We start from the raw sequence: 21,871 nt of genomic DNA, 5'->3' as shown, positions 1-21,871 counted from the left end.
AGGTTGAGGCACGAAGATGGTAGAATTCCCTCCATAAGATTACTGAAGTCCCACCGAATTGTTACCTCAATTATCCTAATTTCGAATGGAATTTTATAGTTTTAGGTAATACACGCAATGACGGTATAAATTTTGTGAATAGTACTTCTTTATCAGAATACTGTTTGATAAAATTCATGATATACAAAAAATGACAGGGAAGCAGAGGATTGACTACAATAGCCTGAGAAATATATTGACCGGATTTTTTTCATTCGTACTGATTGCGACATACGCACAGGAAGGAGGAAAGAAACAAGAGGAGGATCGACAAACTGAAAGGAATGAAACCGGAAAATCTGTGATGGATTCGATCACGGTGGTGCGTGATTATCGCCCGATGCTGGCAGATGCTGTAAAAATCCGCCGAAGCCCAGATATGAATATCGATCGAAAAGCACTGGAGAATGAGATGCGGCAAACGGCCGCCGCTATTTATTTTCAGAAGAACAGGTATCGAGAAGCATATCATATGCCTTTGCCACAAAAGTATCCTAACGCTTTGGTGAGCAACATCGACAATAACCGGATTGGTATTTTGGCTTATCGTGCAGGCGAGTTCGAACGGTCTAGATCTATTTTGGAGCAGGTAAAGCCACTAGACGCCTTTTATCAAAGTTCACTGATCGCTTTAGGTCATATCGATGTGCAAACAGGCAATAAGAGCCGTGCACGAGATGCCTTTTATAAAGCATCGCGATTAAACTATGATCAAGAGCTAAAGGAGGATGCCTTGTTTAATTATGGCAAAGTCTTAAGTGAGTTGGACTCCGTCCAAAATTCGATACAGCCACTCAAAGAATTTATTGCGTTGAAATACGCGGATTATAAAAACGATACAGAAAAATCTGAGACGATAGAAATGCGGCTGGCCGATGTGTTATCGGGTACGAGCAATTTTCAAGCGGCAGTGTATCTTTTAGAATCTTTCCAAGATCGAGACCGACAAGCGGATCGGGTTTATCAAAAGATCACCTATTTCCGCGGATTGGAATTCTATAACGAACGCGCATTTGAGAATAGTATATCCATGTTCATGCGATCGGAGAAGTTTGCTTTTGATGAGGAAATGGCTGCGCTAGCTACCTATTGGAAGGCGGAAGCCATGTATGAAGTGCGTAAGTATGGAGAGGCTGTAGATAACTTTTCCCAATTCCTCCGATTGCCCGCCGCGCGGCAAACTACCGTATACAATTATGCCAATTATGCTTTAGCATATGCTGCATTTCGAATCAATAGATTTAGTATGGCAGCCGAGTATTTTGAACGTTTTTTGGCAACTGACGAAGGTGCTTCGGATAAAAGTATACAATATGATGTATTAGCTCGTTTAGGCGACTCGTATCTTTCAATACGCAATTACGGTAAAGCCAAAGATTATTACAATCAGCTCATCAAGCTGAAAGCACCCAATCAGGATTATGCCCTGTTCCAACAAGGTATTATTCAGGGTTTACAAGGCGACAAGCAAGCTAAACTGAATACATTGCGGGCAGTAGTGGATAGATTTCCCAATTCTAATTACGCCGACGATGTAGCCTTTGAGATCCCGTATATGTATTTCACGTCGGGAGATTATGATGCAGCTATTGAAGGCTTACAGCGGATGATCAAAAAATACCCTCGAAGCAGCTATGTCCCTAGAGCATTGATGACCATTGGCCTTGTCCAATACAATAAGAATGACACGGAAGCGGCTTTGGCCACCTTTGAAAGGGTGGTGAAGGATTACTCCACAACAGGAGAAGCAGCACAAGCACTACATTCTATTGAAAACATTTATCTGGATCAAGGCGATGCTACAAGTTACATTCGTTATGCCACAGGTACCAATGTTACCGATCTTAGTCCTTCGGAGCTAGATAATTTAGCTTTTCAAGCCGGCAATACCTTGTTTTCCAGAGGACAATATGCAGCTGCAGTGGAGGCAATCAACGCTTATTTTGATAAATTCCCAAAACCTCGACAAGAGAAACACGCTCGTTATATCCGTGGAGTGAGTTTGTACCATACTGGGCATCCAAAAGAAGCGTTGCGCGACTTGAATATGATCCTAAATGACTGGACAAGTCCGTATACAAAAAATACGCTGGTAACGGTAGCTGCATTATACCTCAACTTGAAGCAGTACAACGAGGCCATCGTGCATCTCAAAAAATTGGAACTGAATTCAGATTATAAGGATAAGTACGGCTATGCCGTAACCAACTTGATGGTTTGTTATTTCGAGATCGGTGATTTTGAGCAGATGGACAAGTATGTCAAGTTGATCAGAAATTATAATCAAGCAACTGACTCGGAATTGGCGATGTTACACTTGTATACGGCTAAGGCAAAACAGCAAGTTGGCGATAAGCAAACCGCGATGAAAGAACTTAATTTAGCAGCTTCGAAAAGTCAATCAGCAGCCAGTGCGGAGGCGAGGTATCTGGTGGGACTAAAGCAGTATGAAGATAAAGAGTATGATAAAGCGCTTAAGTCGGCCTTTGATGTGATTGAAAATATGGATGAACAGGAATACTGGGTAGCCAAGAGCTTCATTCTACTCGCAGATACCTATGCGCGCAAAGGCAATACGCTTCAAGCAAGAAGCACGCTAGAAAGTGTAATCGAGAATTATACAGAAGATGACGATATCTTACCTTCGGCTAAAGAACGCTTACAGAAATTGAAAAAGTAGTAGCGAGACTTTTGCCTATTTACCGTATGGTAGTTGGATATCGAATCACGTTTTACAAAGACGTTATAACGTACTATTTGGTATCGGCGTATCACTTGGAGGAATATCTTCTTTTTATAAAAACGGAATTACCTTTCAATAAGCAGCCATTTGCAAATATCCGATCAAGATATAAACTTGTTGTTGATACCTAAATATCGGGTGTAAAAACTGCTTTTACTCCAAATATAGGACTTCGTTATTCCATTTTTACCGAGGTTAAAAAAAACGATACTATCCACAACGACCTCTGTTTTAATCCGTAAATTTGAACGACAAAGAGAGGAAAGCCGCTAAGAGAATCAGAATTCACTGTTTGGAAAAAATTATACCGTTACTTCTGTCTATTGAGCATCTTACGTCGTAGGTTGGATAACCAATCTTCAAGGCTTTTTTAATCATTGTTATCGGTAGTATTTACTTATTATTCTGGAGAATGAGTAAATGCTGGGAGGACTAAAATAGATTTACCGATAATTAGTTCTTACCAATTGTATTCTTGTAAATCTGGCCGTCTTTTATAATCAGCACGAAGTTCTTTTCTGGATTGGCCAGCAAGGACAAATCTTTCAACGGGTTGCCATCTACTAAGAGTAGATCTGCAAGTGCCTGTTCTTCTATGACGCCGAGTTTGCCTGGATACGGACTGCGTAAGCCTGATAACTGCAGCAACTCACCATTGTCCTGCGTAATCATTTTTAAGATCTCGGCATTAGTAAACCATTTTTGTAACCGTAGGATATAACTGTTTTGATCGTCATTCAATTCCGGTTCAAACAGGAAATCTGTCCCCCAAGCCAACTTTACGCCTAGTTCTTTGGCTAAGGGCCATACCTTTTCTTGTCCTTCCAACACGGGCTTACGTTTTGCTTTGCGCTGGGCGTCCATATTGTCGTTGTTATCCATCAGATTTTGCAGGCTAAGCCATATACCTTTATCCGCCAGCAATTGCAAGGTTTCCTCGTCCAGCATTTGCCCATGTTCAATCGATTTGACCCCAGCTTCCACCGCGCGTTGTACGGCTCTTGGTGTGTAAGCATGCACCATCACATACGTTCCCCAATCTTCGGCTGCTTCCACAGCCGCTTTCATCTCGTCAAAAGTATATTGCGTGACATCAATAGGATCATAAGCCGAAGAAGTACCACCACCTGCCATCAACTTAATCTGGCTAGCGCCAAAGCGCAAGTTTTCTCGTACTGCCGTCAATACTTCTGCTCGACCGTCAGCGATAAAGGTAGCTCCATAGCGCTCTGCTCTAGAAACGACGCCAAAGAATCGACGCGAACGCTCTTCAGGTGTTCTGAAATCGCCATGTCCAGCCGTTTGGCTGATCGTAGCGCCAGATGGCCATACGCGCGGGCCGACCAATTTACCTTTGTCAATTGCTGCTTTCAGCGGAAAAATTGGGCCGCCCGCATCGCGCACACTCGTAAAACCACGCAAGAGCATATCGCCAGCAGATTTGCCCACCTTCTGGACTAAAAACTCCTCAGACATATCGCTGGTGACCATTTCTGGTAAAGTAAGCGCACCAAAAACCAAGTGCACATGCACATCGATCAGCCCTGGCATCAAGGTTTTACCTTTGCCATCGATTTTAGTGACATCGCCTTGAACCGTAATGGCAGAGGAACTAATTTTTTCTATGGTACTGCCCGAGATCAATACATGCATGGGAGCAGTGAGGTCTGCCGCTTGATGGTCTAGCAAACGGACATTCTGTACGAGCACCTGCTTGGTCTGTGCTATGACAGTCGAAAGACTAGCAAAAAGTAGAGCAGAAGCAATGAAGTGTTTCATAAACAAGAGGTTAAGTCAAAAGTGTGACGAATATAAAAGAATTATTTCGTTAATTTCCTTTAGGTGCCAAGATATGTTTTTTTATGCAAAAACACCATCAAATCGTCACCCGATGATTTTTTCGAAGGGCATCATATTTCTTTTTAAACTCAGAAGGCTTCATCCCAAAAACTTTGGAGAACTGTGTGCGGAAGTATTTGATGTCGTTAAAGCCTGCCGCAAATGCCGCTTCACTGACGTTGGAATCGGTCTCGATCAGGATCTGAGCCACTTTGCGCAGTCGCACAAAACGGATAAATTCATTAGCCGATTTTCCAGAAATAGTCTTTATCCGTTTGTAGAAATTAGAATGGCTCATGCCGATCTGATCGGCTAGTTCTTTCACACTAAATGATTCCTGATCCAGATTATCTTCCACAATAGCAATTGATTTCTCTAAGAATAAGCGGTGTTCTTTCGAGATTTTATGATTATTTGGCTGCAGCGTGATTTCATCGTAGAAGTGGCGCTGCATATGGCTGCGGCTCTGAATCAGATTGTTCACACGCGCTATCAATAGTTCTCTGTCGAACGGTTTGGTCACATAATCGTCTGCCTTGCCCTCCAGTCCTTTCAGTTTGATATCAGGCGAGTTACTTGCTGTTAGTAAGATGATCGGAATATGACTCAGCGCAGGAATATCCTTGATATGCTGGCAGAGATCAATACCCGATAGGCCGCCCATGACCACATCGCTTATGATGATATCCGGTGGAGTTTGTTCAATCAGAGCGATACCTGTCTCTGCGGAATCTGCTTCTTGGATCGCAAATTCGTTTTGGAAGATTTTGCGTAAGTATTTTCTGATTTCTGCATTATCGTCTACCACCACCATCGTTTTCTTGTCACTCACTAAGTTTTGGTAATCGGGAGGTTCAGTGGCCATAGCAATCGGATCTGCCATTGTCGGGACAACTTCTATTGGCGTTTGAGAGACATGAATCGGCGTCGGTGCGGATGGCGTGTCGATAAATTCGTCGATACTAGCGCTGTGCTCCAGCACATCTTCGAATATGGTGAATTCGGAAAGATGTGCTTTACCATGTTGTAATACAATCTCGAACTGTGTGCCGGCAGGAAGATGCGGTTGATGAGTAATATGACCTTTGTGTGCTGAAATAAAGCTTTTTACCAAATAAAGACCGATTCCAAAACCACCTTTGTTATTACTATTGCCTATATAGTCTCGTTCGAATACGTTGAAGACTTGATCTTTATTTTGAGCAGCGATACCACAACCCGTATCGATTACCTGAATGGAAAAATCAGCCATGCGCCATTGCAACGCAACGCGAATGACACCTCCATTAGGCGTATATTTAAAGGCATTACTAATGAGGTTGAATAGGCATATTTCCATTTTCTCCCGATCTACCAATAGGGTATGCTGTTCCACATTGGTTTCGAAAACGTAATGTATATGCTGTAAAGTCGCTTGCTGCTGGAAACAGGTAAATACCTCCCGAGTAAGACTTACCATATCCACTTGTACCAGACGTAATTGATCCATTCCGCTTTCTGTTTTGCGAAATAACAACAGCTTATCCACCAAGTTCAGCAAGCGTTTAGAGTTGCGATACACGCGGTGAATATCTTCCCGATCAATCTGCTGTGCAGGCTCTGTACTCATTTCTTTGAGTGGATTTACGATCAGCGTGAGCGGATTTCTAAATTCATGCGCGATATGCGTGAAAAATGCAATCTGCTTATCGTGCAACTCTTTCTTCTTCTCTGCATTCACATTGGCTAGGTCGATCTCATATTTCAACCGTGTTTGCCTGCGATCATATCTCAAATAGGTAAAAATAGCTGTCGCGAATAAACTCAGGTACGCGAAATAAGCCCAAGCGCTACGCCACCAGGGCGGCAATACGATGATTTCCAGAGTTTTCTCCACGCCGGCCCATACACCATCTGCATTCGTAGATTTGATCCGTAGCGTGTATTTTCCTTCTTTGAGATTGGTGTAATTAGCTGTTTTTACATTGTCGACGTAATTCCAATCTTTATCCCACCCTTCGAGAAAATAAGCATACTGAACTTTGGTGGGGAAGGAGTATTCTAAGGATGAAAAGTGTACGTTGAGTACTGCATCATGGAAAGGGATCGTCAATTTATCGATATGATTTGTCGAGCTATATACACGGTCTCCGGTGAAGAGATTGGTTGGTTTGTTGTTAACGCTCAGTGCGGTGAGCACCATTTTCGAATCTCGTTGTAAGGATTTGAGCTGACCGGGTTGAAACAGATTAAATCCGTGGATTCCCCCAAAAGCCAAGCTACCATCTGTCAATTTGATGGCCGCATTATAATTGAATTGATTGCTCTGCAAGCCATCAGAATCATAATAGTTCTTGACTGTTTGGATGCTCGGATCAAAGTTAGACAATCCGTTATATGTAGATAACCAAAAAGTGCCCGCATTATCAGGTAAAATATTTAAGATGGTATTACTAGGAAGGCCATCTTTTTCAGAGTAGCGCTTTACTTTATTGGTTGATTTTTCGTAACGGAGCAAACCACCACCTTCTGTAGCGAGCCATATATATCCATCCTTGTTCGTGTAAATACCCCGCACTGGAAAATCCGTGTTAATCACTTTTTGTTCGCCGGTTTGGAAGTTGCGCATAGTCAAAGTAGACCAGCTACCAAACCACATCAGGTCAGGCGATTCTTCGTACATGCTGAGTACGTCAATTATATCTTTTGATTTTTCTTCAAATTGATCCGTATTTCGGTTATAACAGAAGATCCCACCACCGTGTAAAGCGCTCGCCCAAATACGATTCCTACTATCAGCGAATAATTTCCACGTGGCCGAAAACAAGCGGTTGTTGTCTGGTGAAAAGCAAGTATATTGTTTAAAAATGCCGGTCTTTGGGTCTAATCGATTAATCCCACCGCCATAGGTAGAAGCCCACACAAAGCCCTTTTCATCCTGCAAAATGCTCGTTACGAAGTTATTATTAAGCTTTCCAGAAATTGCTTTGTCCTCAGCATCATAGTGCGTAAAAGATTGCTGCTTACGATTCCAATACATCATGCCGGCACCATCTGTACCGATCCACAGGTCGTTATTATTTCCGTTAGCGAAAGAGAGGATAAAATTCTTCGGATTTTGCCGGTCATTAGCAGATCCAGGTTGTATCAAGTGGAATCGAGATAATCTATTGTCGACCACATGAATACCGCTTCGTAGCGTTCCGATCCAGTTACGTTGCATATGATCGACGTACATACTGTAAACCGTCATACTTTTCATCCAGCTGGTACTTGCCTGATACTGTTCAAATCGGTTTGTTCTTTTGTCAAAGGCAACAATTCCTTTCCCTTCAGAGCCAATATATACTTTTTCGTATTTTGCATAGAGCGCAGTAATCTCAAATGGAGCAAGGTTAGCATCGATCGCGTGCGTGGTGTACGATTTTTTATGCAAGTCGAATTCGTACAATACCTGCTTGTTGTCATTAGATGCTACCCAGATAGATTGCCCGTTTTCATCCACTCGAATAGCGACACTATTTTTGGTACGATCATCAATTACCTCCAAGGCGTTACTTTGTGGGTTAAGTCGGCAAATTCCGTGGTTATGAATAAAAACCCATATCTCGTTTTTACTCGTGGTGACTACACCCTGTGCATTGTAATTGAAGATTTTTGTTCCGTCGCGCTGTTGCAAAGGAATTCTGGAGGCAAATGGTTGTTTGGTATCCGTATCAACATGCAGCAAACCATAGAGCGTTGTTGCGGCATACAGTCCTCTTGTTGTATTGTATGCTAATTGGTTGACGCTGGCTGATATGCGGTTTTGATCCTGTTGAAATGGAAGGTAATCTTTCCAGCGTACCCGTTGAAAATGGGTGTAATCTGCCTCTAATCTAGCAAATCCTGATTTACTGGCTACCCATATCCGACCTTTATCGTCTTGAGAAATATCAGTGATCCGATTATCGGGCAACGAGAGGCCATCTTCGGGCTGATTTTTAAATACCATGAACTGATAGCCATCATAGCGATTCAAGCCGTCAAAGGTGCCAAACCACATAAAACCATCCTGATCTTCAAATATGGAAGTAACATTGTTATTGGATAGTCCTTGCTCAATACCAACGTAACGGATGCGTGCGTTGCTTTCAGATTTTGCAGGCAATATAGCTGTAGCAAATAATAATAGGAGTATCAGCGTTTTCATTAGGTGGCTAGTCTTTCAGGCAAGTAGTTACACAATGCTACTTGCCAATAAATATAAATTTAATAAAGACTTAAAGCAAATTTAACGCGAATAAAAACGATTGGTTAATGGCTACGATCACAGATTTGTGACCTTTAAAATGCCATTATTCGTATTATGCACCCGTGTTTTGGTGAATATGTCCCTCTATCAAAATTTAGGAGGGCATACATTTGTTTCATACTAACCCTAATATAATATCTATGAAAAAAAGCTCCTTAATAGCTTGCTTTATTTTTCAGTGTATGGCCATCTGTTATGCACAAGATCAAAACTACCAATTGGTGTGGTCCGAAGAATTTGATAATACAGGTGCCGTCGATCAAAAGCATTGGAATTTTGAAAAAGGTTTTCAGCGCAATCATGAAGATCAATGGTATCAAGAAGAAAATGCTACGATAAAAAACGGTGTTTTGGTGATCGAAGCTAGAAAAGAAAACAAACCGAACCCTACTTATGAAGCTGAGAGCAATCATTGGGCAAGATCACGTGAAAATATACAGTATACCTCATCATCTATCAATACTTCTGGCAAAAATTCTTGGAAATATGGGCGCTTTGAAATGCGTGCAAAAATCCCCGTTGGGCAGGGGATATGGCCTGCGTTTTGGACTTTAGGCGTCGATCGTGAATGGCCTTCTAATGGTGAAATCGATATCATGGAGTACTACCAAGGTAACTTGCTAGCCAATATCGCGGTAGGAACTAATCGCCGTTGGCAAGCAGAATGGCACAATGGTAAAAAAGCCGTAGTCGAATTAGGTGGTGCGCAATGGGCGCAGGAGTTTCATGTATGGCGAATGGATTGGGATGAGGAGGAGATCGCTTTGTATGTCGATGATATGCTGTTGAACAAAGTGCCGCAAAGTAAGCTGGCTAATAAAGACGGCTCAGGATTTTATCCTTTTAAACAACCACATTATATATTGCTCAACTTAGCTTTAGGAGGCGATAATGGTGGTGAAATTGATGATTCACTATTGCCTGCAAAATATGAAATCGATTATGTGCGTGTGTATCAAAAAGAATATCAACGCACAGAAAAAGTAGATACGCGCACTGCATTTCATCCCGGTGAATTGTGGCTAGATCAAAATGGCGAGCATATCAACGCGCACGGTGGCGGTGTATTGTATCACGATGGTACTTACTATTGGTACGGTGAAAAGCGTGGCGGAAAGGAATCTCAAGGTGTTACCGCTTACTCCTCTAAAGACTTATACAGTTGGAAAGCGGAAGGATTGGCTTTAAAAACATCAACAGATACTACCAGTCCGATAACACAAGGCAGTATCATTGAGCGCCCTAAAGTGATCTATAACGAAAAGACGAAGAAGTTTGTCATGTACTTCCATTTAGAACTTAAGGGGAGAGGATACGAGGCCGCGTATGTCGGTTTAGCGACCAGCGATCATGCGGTAGGGCCTTTTACATTTCATAAAGCAGGTCGTGTGAACCCAAAGAAATGGCCGCTGAATATGACCAAAGTACAGCGCCAATCCCGTGTTTCTGAGAAAGATCATTCCGAATGGTGGACGCCAAGCTGGATGCAAGCGATCAAAGATGGGCTGTTTGTGCGTCGTGATTTTGCAGGTGGACAAATGGCTCGGGATATGACGTTGTTTGTGGATGATGATCAGACTGCCTACCATGTGTATTCTGCGGAAGATAATCTGACCATTCACATTGCCGAACTGACCAAAGATTACCTAGGATATACAGGAAGGTACGTTCGTGTGGAGCCCGGTGGTCATAATGAAGCACCTGCCTTATTGAAAAAGGATGGAAAGTACTACATGGTGACTTCTGGTTGTACGGGTTGGGCTCCAAATGCTGCTCGGTTATTGACTGCAGATAAGATGCTGGGTGAATGGACACGTTACGACAATCCAGCCGTGGGATCGGGTGCAGATCGCACCTTCGAATCGCAAAGTACACACATCCTTTCGGTGCAAGGCAAAAAAGATACTTTCATCTTCATGGCCGACCGATGGAATCCGAAAAATCTAAAGGATAGCCGATACATTTGGTTGCCTATTGAATTTGATGATACTGGTTTATTGTTCTTCAAATGGCAAGATAGCTGGCAGTATTAGTGAGTTACTCGTAAGTGTAAAAAAGTTGCTTCAATTCGTTTAAAAAGAGATTTAAAACGAATTCACCCCTTGTCAAAGATGAAAATGCCCACGTTGTGGGCATTTTTTTTATAGAAATTTGTCCCTTAACTAATCGATCCAAGCCAGTGCACACGACAGTGTGTACCACAATGAACCTAACAACATCGGCTACCAATCGATAAGAAAAATATAAATCCTAATTACCAGAAAGAAATGAGAAAAAATCGTTACCTCATTAAGAGCGTCGCTTTGATGTTTTTAATGATCGCAGTGGCACTCAACTCCGCTTACGCGCAAAGTCGGCAAGTGCGAGGAAAGGTCACCGCAGAAGGACAATCGCTTGCAGGTGTTTCTGTGCAAGTACAGGGTACGCAGCAGGGGACTGCTACCAATGAGCAAGGAGAATTTAGCATCACGGTAAAACCGACGGATGCATTGATTATTACTGCGATGGGATACCAGCGGCAAACAATCAACTTAGCCGACCAAAATGCTGGTGCCAATGGAGAATATACACTTAATGTCGAGATGTTGACCTCCGGTGGCGATGCCTTAGAGGAAGTAGTCGTTGTAGGTTTTGGAACGCAAAAGAAAACCAACTTAACCGGTTCCGTCGCTATTGTCGATGCCAAGCAATTAGAGAATAGACCTGTTCAAAGTGCGGTACAAGCACTGCAAGGCTTGGCCCCAGGATTAAACATTTCCCAAAACAGCGGTTCGTTGGAAGCGGGTGCTTCGATCAATGTACGTGGAATGGGTACCATTGGTAGTTCATCTTCTTCTCCATTAGTATTAATTGATGGGTCGGAGGGATCTCTTACCGCTTTGAATCCGCAGGATATCGAAAGTATTTCGGTGTTGAAAGATGCGGGTGCATCTTCTATTTATGGATCGAGAGCGGCGTTTGGTGTAATTTTGGTCACTACGAAATCAGGAAAAGCCGGTAAAACAGTCGTTAATTACAACAATAACTTTCGTACTAACAAGCCAACTACTATGCCTTCCATGATGGACTCGTATACGTTTGCACAGTACTTCAACCGTGCGGCTGTTAACGGTAATAGTGGATTGGTTTTTAGCGAATCGCACCTTCAACGGATTTTAGATTACCAAAACGGAACGATTACGGGTTCTACTATCGTAGATCCCAATAATTCAAATCGCTGGGGTGAAGGCTATGCCTATGGTAATGACAATGTAGATTGGTTCGATGTCATGTACAAAGATCGCGCATTCGCGCAGGAACACAACTTGAGTTTGAATGGTGGATCCGAGAAAACAACTTTCTACCTTTCTGGAAACGCGATGAAGCAAGGCGGCATGATGGCCTTCAATACCGATCACTACGATCGTTATGCCGTGTCTCGAAGATCAATTCCCAAGTTTCCGACTATTTCACGGTAGGTTATAATGCACGTTTAGTACGCGAAGACTATCAGCGCCCGGCCAATCTAACGAATGGCTTTTACGACGATTTAGGTCGTCAAGGTTGGCCTACTTTGCCATTGTATGATCCAAATGGCTACTTGTTTAGTTCACCTTCTCCAGCATTAGGCATGCGTGATGGTGGGCACGATAAATCCACGAAAGATTTTGTCTTTCAGCAATTGCAACTGACCTTAGAGCCTATTGCAGGCTGGAAAACAGTCGGATCAATCAACTACCGTACATCTACCCAATTCAGACATTGGAATTCCCAACAATTGTATAACTACGATGTGAATGGCGAACCTTATCTGTTCAAGCAATCATCTAACGTACACGAGTACGGTTGGAAAGAAAACTATTACAATGCAAATGCCTATTCGGAGTACGACAAATATTTAGGCAATCATCATATCAAAGGGATGGTTGGTTTTCAGGCTGAGTGGACTGGCTACCGGAGCTTAGGCGCACAACGAAATGGTATCATAGCGCCAAACCAACCCGTACTAAACTTAACGACGGGTACGGATCCTAACGGCGAACTGATTGTGCCAGTCGTTTCAGGACAATACCAAAACTGGGCAACGGCAGGTTTCTTTGGTCGGGTGAATTATGATTACAAAGAAAAATACCTTTTAGAAGGTAATCTACGTTATGATGCTTCTTCTCGCTTTCGCCAAGGAACGCGTTGGGGTTGGTTTCCGTCGGTATCTGGGGGATGGAATATTTCAAAAGAATCCTTCTTCGAGAATTGGACATCGACGGTTAATATGTTGAAGTTACGTGCTTCTTACGGAGAGTTGGGTAACCAAACGACGGATGATTGGTATCCAACCTACGTCGTGATGCCGATTGGCGTAACCAATGGCGGGTGGCTATTGAATGGTACAGCACCGAATACCGCTAGTGCACCGGGGCTAGTAAGTTCGTTCCTGACTTGGGAATCCATCAATACGGCTAATCTCGGGGTGGACTTTGCCTTGTTGAATAACCGCTTGAACGGATCCTTCGAGGTGTTCTCACGTAAAACATTAAACATGGTGGCCGATGCTCCTACACTTCCTGCTACGCTAGGAACGGGTGTGCCGCAAAGCAACAATACCGACTTGAAAACAACCGGTTTTGAAGCGACGATCGGGTATAATGATCGTACGGTTGGTGGTTTTGGCTACGGCGCGAAATTCTTGCTTTCCGATTATCAAACTACCGTTACTCGTTTTAACAACGAGGCCGGTCAACTAACCAGATACCGTACGGGACAAAAAATGGGCGAAATCTGGGGTTATGAAACCATTGGCATTGCTAAAACACAAGAAGAAATGGACGCGCACTTGGCCACATTGCCCAATGGCGGGCAGAGCCGCTTAGGTCAGCAATGGGGTGCCGGAGATATTATGTACAAAGATCTAAATGGCGATGGTGTAATTGATTGGGGTGATGACACGGAAGGTAATCCAGGTGATAAAAGAGTAATTGGTAACAATACACCACGTTATAGCTTTGGTTTAAACTTGAATGCAGATTATAAAAACTTTGACTTGAGTTTATTCTTCCAAGGTGTGGGCAAAAGAGATATCTGGCAAGGTGGTTACTATTTTTGGGGAGCAGTGTCGAGTCAATGGTGGTCTACTGGTTTGACGGCACACGAAGATTTCTTTAGACCAGAAGGCGACCCGATGGGATCCAACTTAGATGCTTACTATGCACGTCCTGCATTTAATACCAGCAGAAATCAGCAGGTACAAACCCGTTATCTGCAAGATGCCTCATACATACGTTTGAAGAATATCATGCTAGGCTATACGCTACCAGCTGGTACGATGGATCGTTTGGGGATTTCCAAAATGCGTGTGTATATATCGGGTGAGAATGTATGGACTTCTTCGAAAGTTTCCGAAGTGTATGATCCGGAGACCATTGATGGAGGTTCTAACGGAACGGTGTATCCATTGAACAAAGTATGGTCAGCTGGTCTTAGTCTTACGTTTTAATTAGGGATATCATGAAATTAAATAATCAGTTTTTTACAAAATATATACTCCTTTTTGGAGCGGTTGCAGGACTGAGTTCCTGTGAGAAGTTTTTAGATATTGAGCCACCATCTCAGATTATACCGGAGAATTATCTGGAGGAAGAAAATCAATTAGCGGCTTATACAATTGCGCGATACACTGAATTGTTGCCATCGCATGGTAACTGGTCTTACGGAACTTTCGGTAATGATGGTGGCACCGACAATATGGTAACTCCATCAGTGAATAATCGGTATGTTCCAGGACAGCAACGCGTTGCTGCTAACGGTGGCGATTGGAGCTTCGGAGCTATTTTCCAAGCGAACTACTACCTGAATACGGTCGTGCCGAAATGGCAAGCAGGAAATATTTTTGGTACTTCCGAGAATATCGCACATTACGTAGGAGAAGGCTATTTCCTGCGTGCAATGGCTTACTTTCAAAAATTACAGGCCTTGGGTGATTTCCCGATCATCAAAATGAATATGGATGATAGCGATCCAGCTATTTTGGTGCAGGCGAGTCGTCGTTCTCCACGCAACGAAGTGGCTCGTTTCATCTTGTCGGATTTAGATTCAGCGATCACGTTGCTGAAAGTGCAAGCGCCAGGCGGTCGCAAACAGCGTATTGCGAAGCATGCCGCCTTGTTATTAAAATCGAGAGTTGCCTTGTATGAAGGTACGTGGTTGAAATACTTTAAAGGTACGGCCTTCGTGCCGAATGGTCCGGAATGGCCAGGCGCAACTAAGGAATTTACCAGTAACTATCAATATCCTTCGGGTGGGATTGATCAAGAAATCGACTTTTTCTTGACACAAGCGATGTCTAGTGCGCAAGTCGTGGCAGACGAAGTGGCTTTGGTAGAAAACACCGGAATTATTGAATCTCCAGCGAATGAAAATCCGTATTACAACATGTTTTCCGCGGTCAATATGTCGACTTACAGTGAAGTTTTGCTTTGGAGAGAATACAGTCAGAGTGTGGTGACGCACAATGTGCCAGTCAATTCGCTTACCGGAAATTATGCTGTCGGTACGACGCGCAGTATGGTAGAAAGCTTCCTGATGGGGAATGGTTTGCCGATTTACGCGACGGGAAGTGGCTATCAAGGCGATGATTACATCGCTGATGTACGTGCCAATCGTGACGGACGATTGAACCTTTTCTTGAAAGAACCTAATCAGCGTAATGTTTTGTTGAATCGAGGTGCTGGTAATACGGAAGTAGCCGTGGAACCAACGCCACAGATTTTGGCGACCAACTGGGAACAAAAATATACGACAGGATACGCATTGCGAAAAGGCCTTTCGTACGATGCCATGCAAATGAATAATGGGCAAGGCTATACCGGTAGTATTACATTCCGCGCGGCAGAAGCATATCTAAACTACATCGAAGCTTGTTATGAAAAAAATGGAAGTATCGATGGTAAAGCGCAAGGTTATTGGAGAACATTACGTACTCGCGCGAAGGTTGATCCTGATTATACCAAAACGATTGCGGCGACCGAGATGAGCAAAGAAACATCGGATTGGGGCGCGTATTCTGCCGGTAATTTAATCAACCCAACTCTGTACAATATTCGTCGTGAGCGTCGTAGCGAGTTGATGGCCGAAGGCTTGCGTTGGATGGATTTGAAACGCTGGCGCGCCATGGATCAAATGGCGCAAACGCCATACCATTTCGAAGGGTTCAAATTATGGGGACCCATGAAAGACTGGTATCAAGCAAGTGCTTTGGTGTTTGGTGCATCTAATAGCAACGCGATTGTGTCTGATCCGGCGCGTAGTGCTTATCTGCGGCCATTAGAGATACAAGGCAGCTCTTTAGGATACAATGGAGCACGGTTTACTATGGCACACTACTTAGAGCCTATTGCTGCTTTACACTTTATTCTTAGTTCGCCAGATAGTTCTCCGGCAACTTCTGTTATTTATCAAAATCCGGGATGGACTACCGCTGGTGGTGCTGCACCAAATGGATTTTAAAAGATCGTTTTTATAGTTGTTTATTAGCCGTAGATCATCCGAAGATGGTCTGCGGTTTTTTTATGTATTGATCCGGTATGAAAGCATTCGCAGTGAAAATTCCACACTTGTCATACATTCGTTACTAGAACTTCACATGACATTCCGTTTCGGTCAATATACACCCTGTTTTGGGTAAAAATGACCCCCTCCATGGCACTCATTTGCTTTTATCTTAGTGCTATTAACACCTACTAGCCGATTTTCAATAGTCGACCGCGTAGCGATATGCAGTCATTTTCGATCGATATGAATAGTACATTGTATAAGAAACTTGTATTTTTTGCCGTAACTGCGCTAGCAAGCGCCACCGCCTTAGCACAATCTAGCGTGACGCTATCTGGATCTGGCGAAGCCAAAACTACGCTCACGGAGGCACAGCGTAAAGGTATTCCATGGTTGGATGAAACCATTGTCGAAGTCAATCGATTACCGATGCGCAGCGACTACTTCGTATACGAAAATCAATCTGCGGCCGACAAAGGAGACTGGAAACAATCCACCAATTATCAAAGTCTCAACGGAGCTTGGAAGTTTAAGTGGGTAGAAGCGCCAGCCGATTTGCCAGCAGGATTTGAAAAGACCAATCATGATGATAGCCAATGGCCGACGTTTCAAGTTCCGGCCAATTGGGAGATGAATGGTTATGGCTTTCCGATGTATACCACGTCCGGTTTTGAGTTTACCTATTTGATCGGTCGCCCCAATCCACCGCATGTTCCGATGGATTTCAATCCTACTGCTGTATATCGTCGGGAAGTGGAGATCGGAGATGATTGGGCTGGCAAGCAGATTACATTACACATTGGCGCTGCCAAATCCAATTTGTCGGTATGGGTGAATGGCGAATACGTAGGGTATGGAGAAGATAGCAAGTTGCCTTCCGAATTTGATCTCACTCCTTTTCTAAAAAAAGGTAAAAATGTTATCGCGCTTAAAATCATGCGCTGGGGCGTAGCCAATTACCTAGAAGATCAGGATATGTGGCGATTGAGCGGCATTACACGAGATTGTTATTTGCTAGCACGCAATAAGGAATACATCTACGATGTGGATATGGTACCTGCGTTGAATAATACCTATGATCAAGCTGTGCTACATGCCCAAGTGAAGCTCAACCAAGTAACAGATAAAGGGCATCAAGTGGCGTTCGTGCTGACGAGAGGAAAAGAAATTATCGGGCAGCAAACTGTACCGGTAGGAAATTCCCCAATCGTGAAAGCAGGTATTCGGGTGGCTAAACCCGCTTTGTGGACGGCAGAAACGCCAAATCTCTACAAAATCACTTCTACCTTGCTCGATGCGCAGGGCAATGTATTGGAAGTTATTCCGACTAGAATCGGATTTAGAAAGATTGAAATTAAAAACGGTCAACTCTTGGTGAATGGACAACCCATTTTAATAAAAGGCGTAAACCGGCACGAGACCGATCCGAAGACCGGACAAGTTATTTCACGTGAATCCATGATTAAGGATATTGAATTGATGAAGCTTTTCAATATCAACTCCGTTAGAAATAGTCACTATCCGAATGCAGAGCTATGGTTGGACTTGTGCGATGAGTACGGTTTATACGTCATTGATGAGGCCAACATCGAGTCGCACGGTATGGGCTACGATCTTTCGTATACCATGGCCAATCGTCCGACTTGGGAAAATGCACACGTTTCTCGGGTGACACGCCTGCAAGAGCGTGATAAAAACCACGCGAGTGTGGTGATCTGGAGTATGGGAAATGAAGCGGGCAATGGATATAATTTCTACAGAAGTTATGTCGCGATGAAAGAGCGGGATACCACCCGTCCGGTACAGTACGAGCGTGCGGTTGTGAATTATGGGGAATTACGTTTCGACTGGAATACGGATCTGAATGTGCCAATGTACGCCAGTCCAGATGCAATGAAAAATTATGTAAAGCGCTATCCGAACCCAACCAAACCATTTATACAATGTGAATACGCACACGCTATGGGTAATTCACTCGGTAACTTTAAGGATTACTGGGATATTATTCGGGAGAATAAAGGTCATTTTCAAGGTGGTTATATCTGGGATTTCGTCGATCAGACCTTTCAGAAAATCAATGTGAAAGGTGATACCGTATATACTTACGGAGGAGATTATGAGCCCAAAGAGGCAATCACCGACTGGAACTTTGCTTCCAAAGGCATCTTTTACGCCAATCGCACGCCTTATCCGCATGCTTGGGAGATGAAAAAAGTCTATCAAGATATTCATACCAGCTTATCGGGCGACGCAGCGATCGATATTTATAATGAGAAGTTTTTTACCGATTTGAACAATGTCAAGGCTGAGTTCGAAATCATTCGCAACGGCAAAAAAGTGTCTTCATGGACTGTTGATCAGTTATTCGTTGATCCACAAAATACGGTGACGTTACCATTCAACTGGGATAAGCAATTGGATGGAGAGACCTTCTTAAACATTACCTATCGTCTTAAAAAAGCTGAACCGTTGATTCCAGCGAATCATATTGTAGCTACGGAGCAATTGGCCTTGGGAGGAGCGTATCCTAAAACGACATCGGTAACAGCGAATGGGAAATTGTCTGCTCATCAAGATCAGTCTGGCATCGTCTTAAAATCCAAAGATGTAGACATTCTCTTTGATGCGAGCACGGGTTCTATCAACAAATTTGTGTACAAAGGAACCGCCTTGATAGAATCATCCTCTGAGTTTAAAGCCAATTTTTGGAGAGCGCCAAATGACAACGATATCGGTGCCAAAATTCCAACAAAGCTAGCTGCTTGGAAAGCAGCTACGCGGAAGACGGAACTGAAAGATATGCGCTTTGAGTTGAAGGACGATCTGGCGCATGTGACGGTACAACAGCAACTTCCATCTGTGTTCGCTACGCTGGAAATAAATTACGTGATTAATGCGGCGGGAGTTATTTCCGTTTCGCAAAAGCTAGCGGTAGATACAGCGCAGGAAATAGGCGTGTTGCCACGCTTTGGTATGCAGTGGATCTTGCCGGCCGGTTTTGAAAACGTCGCCTTCTATGGACGCGGACCGCACGAAAATTATATAGACCGCAATTTCAGCGCACACGTAAGACAATACGACCAAACAGTCGATGAGCAATATTTCCCTTATGTGATGCCGAATGAGACGGGCAACAAAACCGATCTGCGTTGGTACAAAGTGACCAATAAGAAAGGTCGTGGATTACTTATCGCGGCAGATAGTACTTTTAGTGCCAGCGCGCTGCATTACTTTGATGCAGATCTGGACGACGGCGAGAAACGTATTCAGCGCCACGCGGCCGACCTTGTTAAGCGTCCGCAAACGCAATTAAATATCGATTTGAAACAAATGGGAGTAGGTGGTATCAACAGTTGGGGAGCATGGCCGTTGACGCAATATCTGATTCCATATCAAAATTATACCTTTAACTTTCTAATCAAACCATTATAACCTTATTATGGCATTTACCGGAAAACATATTTTCTCTCGAAAAAATCTACTAAAAATAGCGCTGCTAGCGGCAGCATTGCAGGTGCAGTCCAAAGATGTATCCGCGCAGGATCAAAAAACCTTTACGGTGGATATGAATAAGCCGAAAGGCGAGATCAATCCCAATATGTGGGGCATCTTCTTCGAAGATATCAATATGGGAGCAGATGGCGGTATTTATGCCGAACTGATCAAAAACCGTTCTTTTGAGTTTTTTAGACCGATGATGGGGTGGGAAAAGCTGGGTAAAAATACCGAAGCGAGCATGACCATCTTAAATCGGCAGGAAGAAGAACATCAAGCCAATCCACGCTATCTGAGAGTAGATACACGAAAAGCAGATACCACGCTAGGTTTACAAAATGAAGGTTTCCGAGGCATAGGAATCAAAGAAGGTTTGGCCTACGATTTTTCGGTATTGTATCGTCAAGCCAATGCCGGTATTCGCGTTAAGCTAGAGTTATTAGATTCTACGGGTCAGGTGATTGCGGAGACAGCGTTTCAGCCAACCGCAGATGTGCAAAATTGGCAAAGCGCCGAGGCGCGTTTAGTGGCTACCAAAACAGATCCCAAAGGCTCTTTCCGCATGTGGTTTGAAGGCAAGGGCGTGATCGATTTAGATATGATTTCCTTATTTCCAGAAGATACCTGGAAAGGTCGTAAAAAAGGTTTACGCGCCGATATGGTACAGGCCTTGGCAGATCTAAAGCCAGGATTTATTCGTTTTCCCGGCGGTTGTATTGTCGAAGGATTTGATCTTTCGCAACGTTTCCAATGGAAGAAAACGGTAGGAGCGATTGAAGACCGTCAACTCATCATCAACCGTTGGAATACGGAATTTGCGCATCGCTTAACACCAGATTATTTCCAAACATTTGGTTTAGGTTTTTATGAGTACTTCCTGATGGCAGAAGATATCGGTGCCGAGCCGCTTCCTATTCTAAACTGCGGTATGGCTTGCCAATTCAACACCGGCGAATTAGTGCCATTGGATGAGTTGGATCCCTATATTCAAGATGCGATCGATTTGATCGAATTTGCCAACGGTTCGGTGAACACTACTTGGGGTAAAGTGCGGGCAGATATGGGGCATCCAGAACCATTCAACCTCAAATTGTTGGGTGTCGGAAATGAAAACTGGGGTCCTCAATATGTAGAGCGTTTAGCTGTATTCCAAAAAATACTGAAAGAGAAACATCCAGAAGTAGAAATCATAGCCAGTGCAGGGCCGTATTCTAGTGGTGAATATTTTGAATACTTGGATAAAGAGCTGCGCTCGATGAAAGTAGATATCATCGACGAGCATTTCTACCAAGAGCCTAAATGGTTCTTGAATAATGCGAAACGCTACGATAATTACGATCGCCAAGGGCCAAAGATTTTTGCAGGCGAGTACGCCGCACATAGTCGTGCAGCGACGCACGCGGAGCAGCGTAATAACTGGGAAGCCGCTTTGTCTGAAGCCGCATTTCTAACCGGATTGGAGCGCAACGCGGATGTGGTACAATTGGCTTCTTATGCGCCACTATTTGCACATGCCGAAGGCTGGCAATGGAATCCAAACTTGATTTGGGTGGACAATATGAAAGTGTATCCTACACCAAGTTATTACGTGCAAAAAGCTTATTCGACAAATAGAGGTACACATATCTTATCGTTACTTGATCAAGAATCTGCTGTTGCTGGACAAGATAGCGTATATGCTTCGGCCGTGTTAGATGAAGAGCATCGTAACATCACCTTGAAAATTGTGAACGTGAGTGGACAGCCGAAACAGATCGCGCTTAATCTGAATGGTTCGCAAAAGCTGGATAAGAATGCGCAAGTAGAATTTATTACAGCCAATGATCTGGGCGCATTCAATGCGGTAGGTAAAGAGCTACGTGTTGTTCCGCAGCAAACTACCTTACCAGTGAATAAGAAAAAGGTGGATTTGCCGATGCAACCACATGCTTTTTATACCATTAAGATCAAATATTAGA

At 43.5% G+C, this 21,871-nt stretch carries 9 protein-coding genes; 7 read left to right on the top strand and 2 right to left on the bottom strand.

Going from position 1 to position 21,871, the window contains the following annotated elements:
- Window positions 1–190: 190 nt before the first annotated feature.
- A complete protein-coding gene (locus AC3IRT_RS11305) occupies window positions 191–2,719 on the top strand; it encodes a tetratricopeptide repeat protein (protein WP_489393358.1) in 2,529 nt (842 codons plus the stop codon).
- Between the two features lie 516 nt (window positions 2,720–3,235).
- On the opposite strand, the gene AC3IRT_RS11300 is transcribed toward AC3IRT_RS11305, so the two are convergent.
- Both AC3IRT_RS11300 and AC3IRT_RS11295 read right to left on the bottom strand, forming a co-directional pair.
- Entirely contained in the window at window positions 3,236–4,561 is a 1,326-nt protein-coding gene (locus AC3IRT_RS11300; RefSeq protein ID WP_489393357.1) for a metal-dependent hydrolase family protein, read from the bottom strand.
- Window positions 4,562–4,658: 97 nt separating this feature from the next.
- Window positions 4,659–8,792: a hybrid sensor histidine kinase/response regulator gene (locus AC3IRT_RS11295; RefSeq protein ID WP_489393356.1), complete on the bottom strand. Its 4,134-nt coding sequence runs from the start codon at window positions 8,790–8,792 to the stop codon at window positions 4,659–4,661.
- Between the two features lie 242 nt (window positions 8,793–9,034).
- Here AC3IRT_RS11295 and AC3IRT_RS11290 point away from each other — a divergent pair, with 242 nt between their 5' ends.
- The 6 genes from AC3IRT_RS11290 (at window position 9,035) to AC3IRT_RS11265 (ending at window position 21,870) form a co-directional block, all read left to right on the top strand.
- On the top strand, window positions 9,035–10,927 hold the full coding sequence (locus tag AC3IRT_RS11290; RefSeq protein WP_489393355.1) for a family 16 glycosylhydrolase: 1,893 nt from the start codon (window positions 9,035–9,037) through the stop codon (window positions 10,925–10,927).
- Between the two features lie 234 nt (window positions 10,928–11,161).
- Complete coding sequence (locus AC3IRT_RS11285; RefSeq protein ID WP_489393354.1) at window positions 11,162–12,352, top strand: TonB-dependent receptor plug domain-containing protein; 1,191 nt, start codon at window positions 11,162–11,164, stop codon at window positions 12,350–12,352.
- The gene (locus AC3IRT_RS11280; protein ID WP_489396128.1) at window positions 12,319–14,364 is read left to right on the top strand and encodes a SusC/RagA family TonB-linked outer membrane protein; all 2,046 of its coding nucleotides are present in this window, start codon (window positions 12,319–12,321) and stop codon (window positions 14,362–14,364) included. The genes AC3IRT_RS11285 and AC3IRT_RS11280 overlap by 34 nt, the downstream gene beginning before the upstream one ends.
- Before the next feature lie 11 nt (window positions 14,365–14,375).
- A complete protein-coding gene (locus tag AC3IRT_RS11275) occupies window positions 14,376–16,373 on the top strand; it encodes a RagB/SusD family nutrient uptake outer membrane protein (RefSeq protein ID WP_489393353.1) in 1,998 nt (665 codons plus the stop codon).
- A 288-nt stretch (window positions 16,374–16,661) separates the two neighbouring features.
- The gene (locus AC3IRT_RS11270) at window positions 16,662–19,850 is read left to right on the top strand and encodes a glycoside hydrolase family 2 TIM barrel-domain containing protein (RefSeq protein ID WP_489393352.1); all 3,189 of its coding nucleotides are present in this window, start codon (window positions 16,662–16,664) and stop codon (window positions 19,848–19,850) included.
- Between the two features lie 7 nt (window positions 19,851–19,857).
- Window positions 19,858–21,870, top strand: coding sequence for an alpha-L-arabinofuranosidase C-terminal domain-containing protein (locus AC3IRT_RS11265; RefSeq protein ID WP_489393351.1), 2,013 nt, complete (start codon window positions 19,858–19,860; stop codon window positions 21,868–21,870).
- Window position 21,871 lies beyond the last annotated feature (1 nt).

This window comes from Sphingobacterium sp. KH_072, assembly GCF_057837975.1.
The sequence above is the reverse complement of the archived record's forward strand: the minus strand, read 5'-3'. Positions and strand labels throughout refer to the sequence as shown.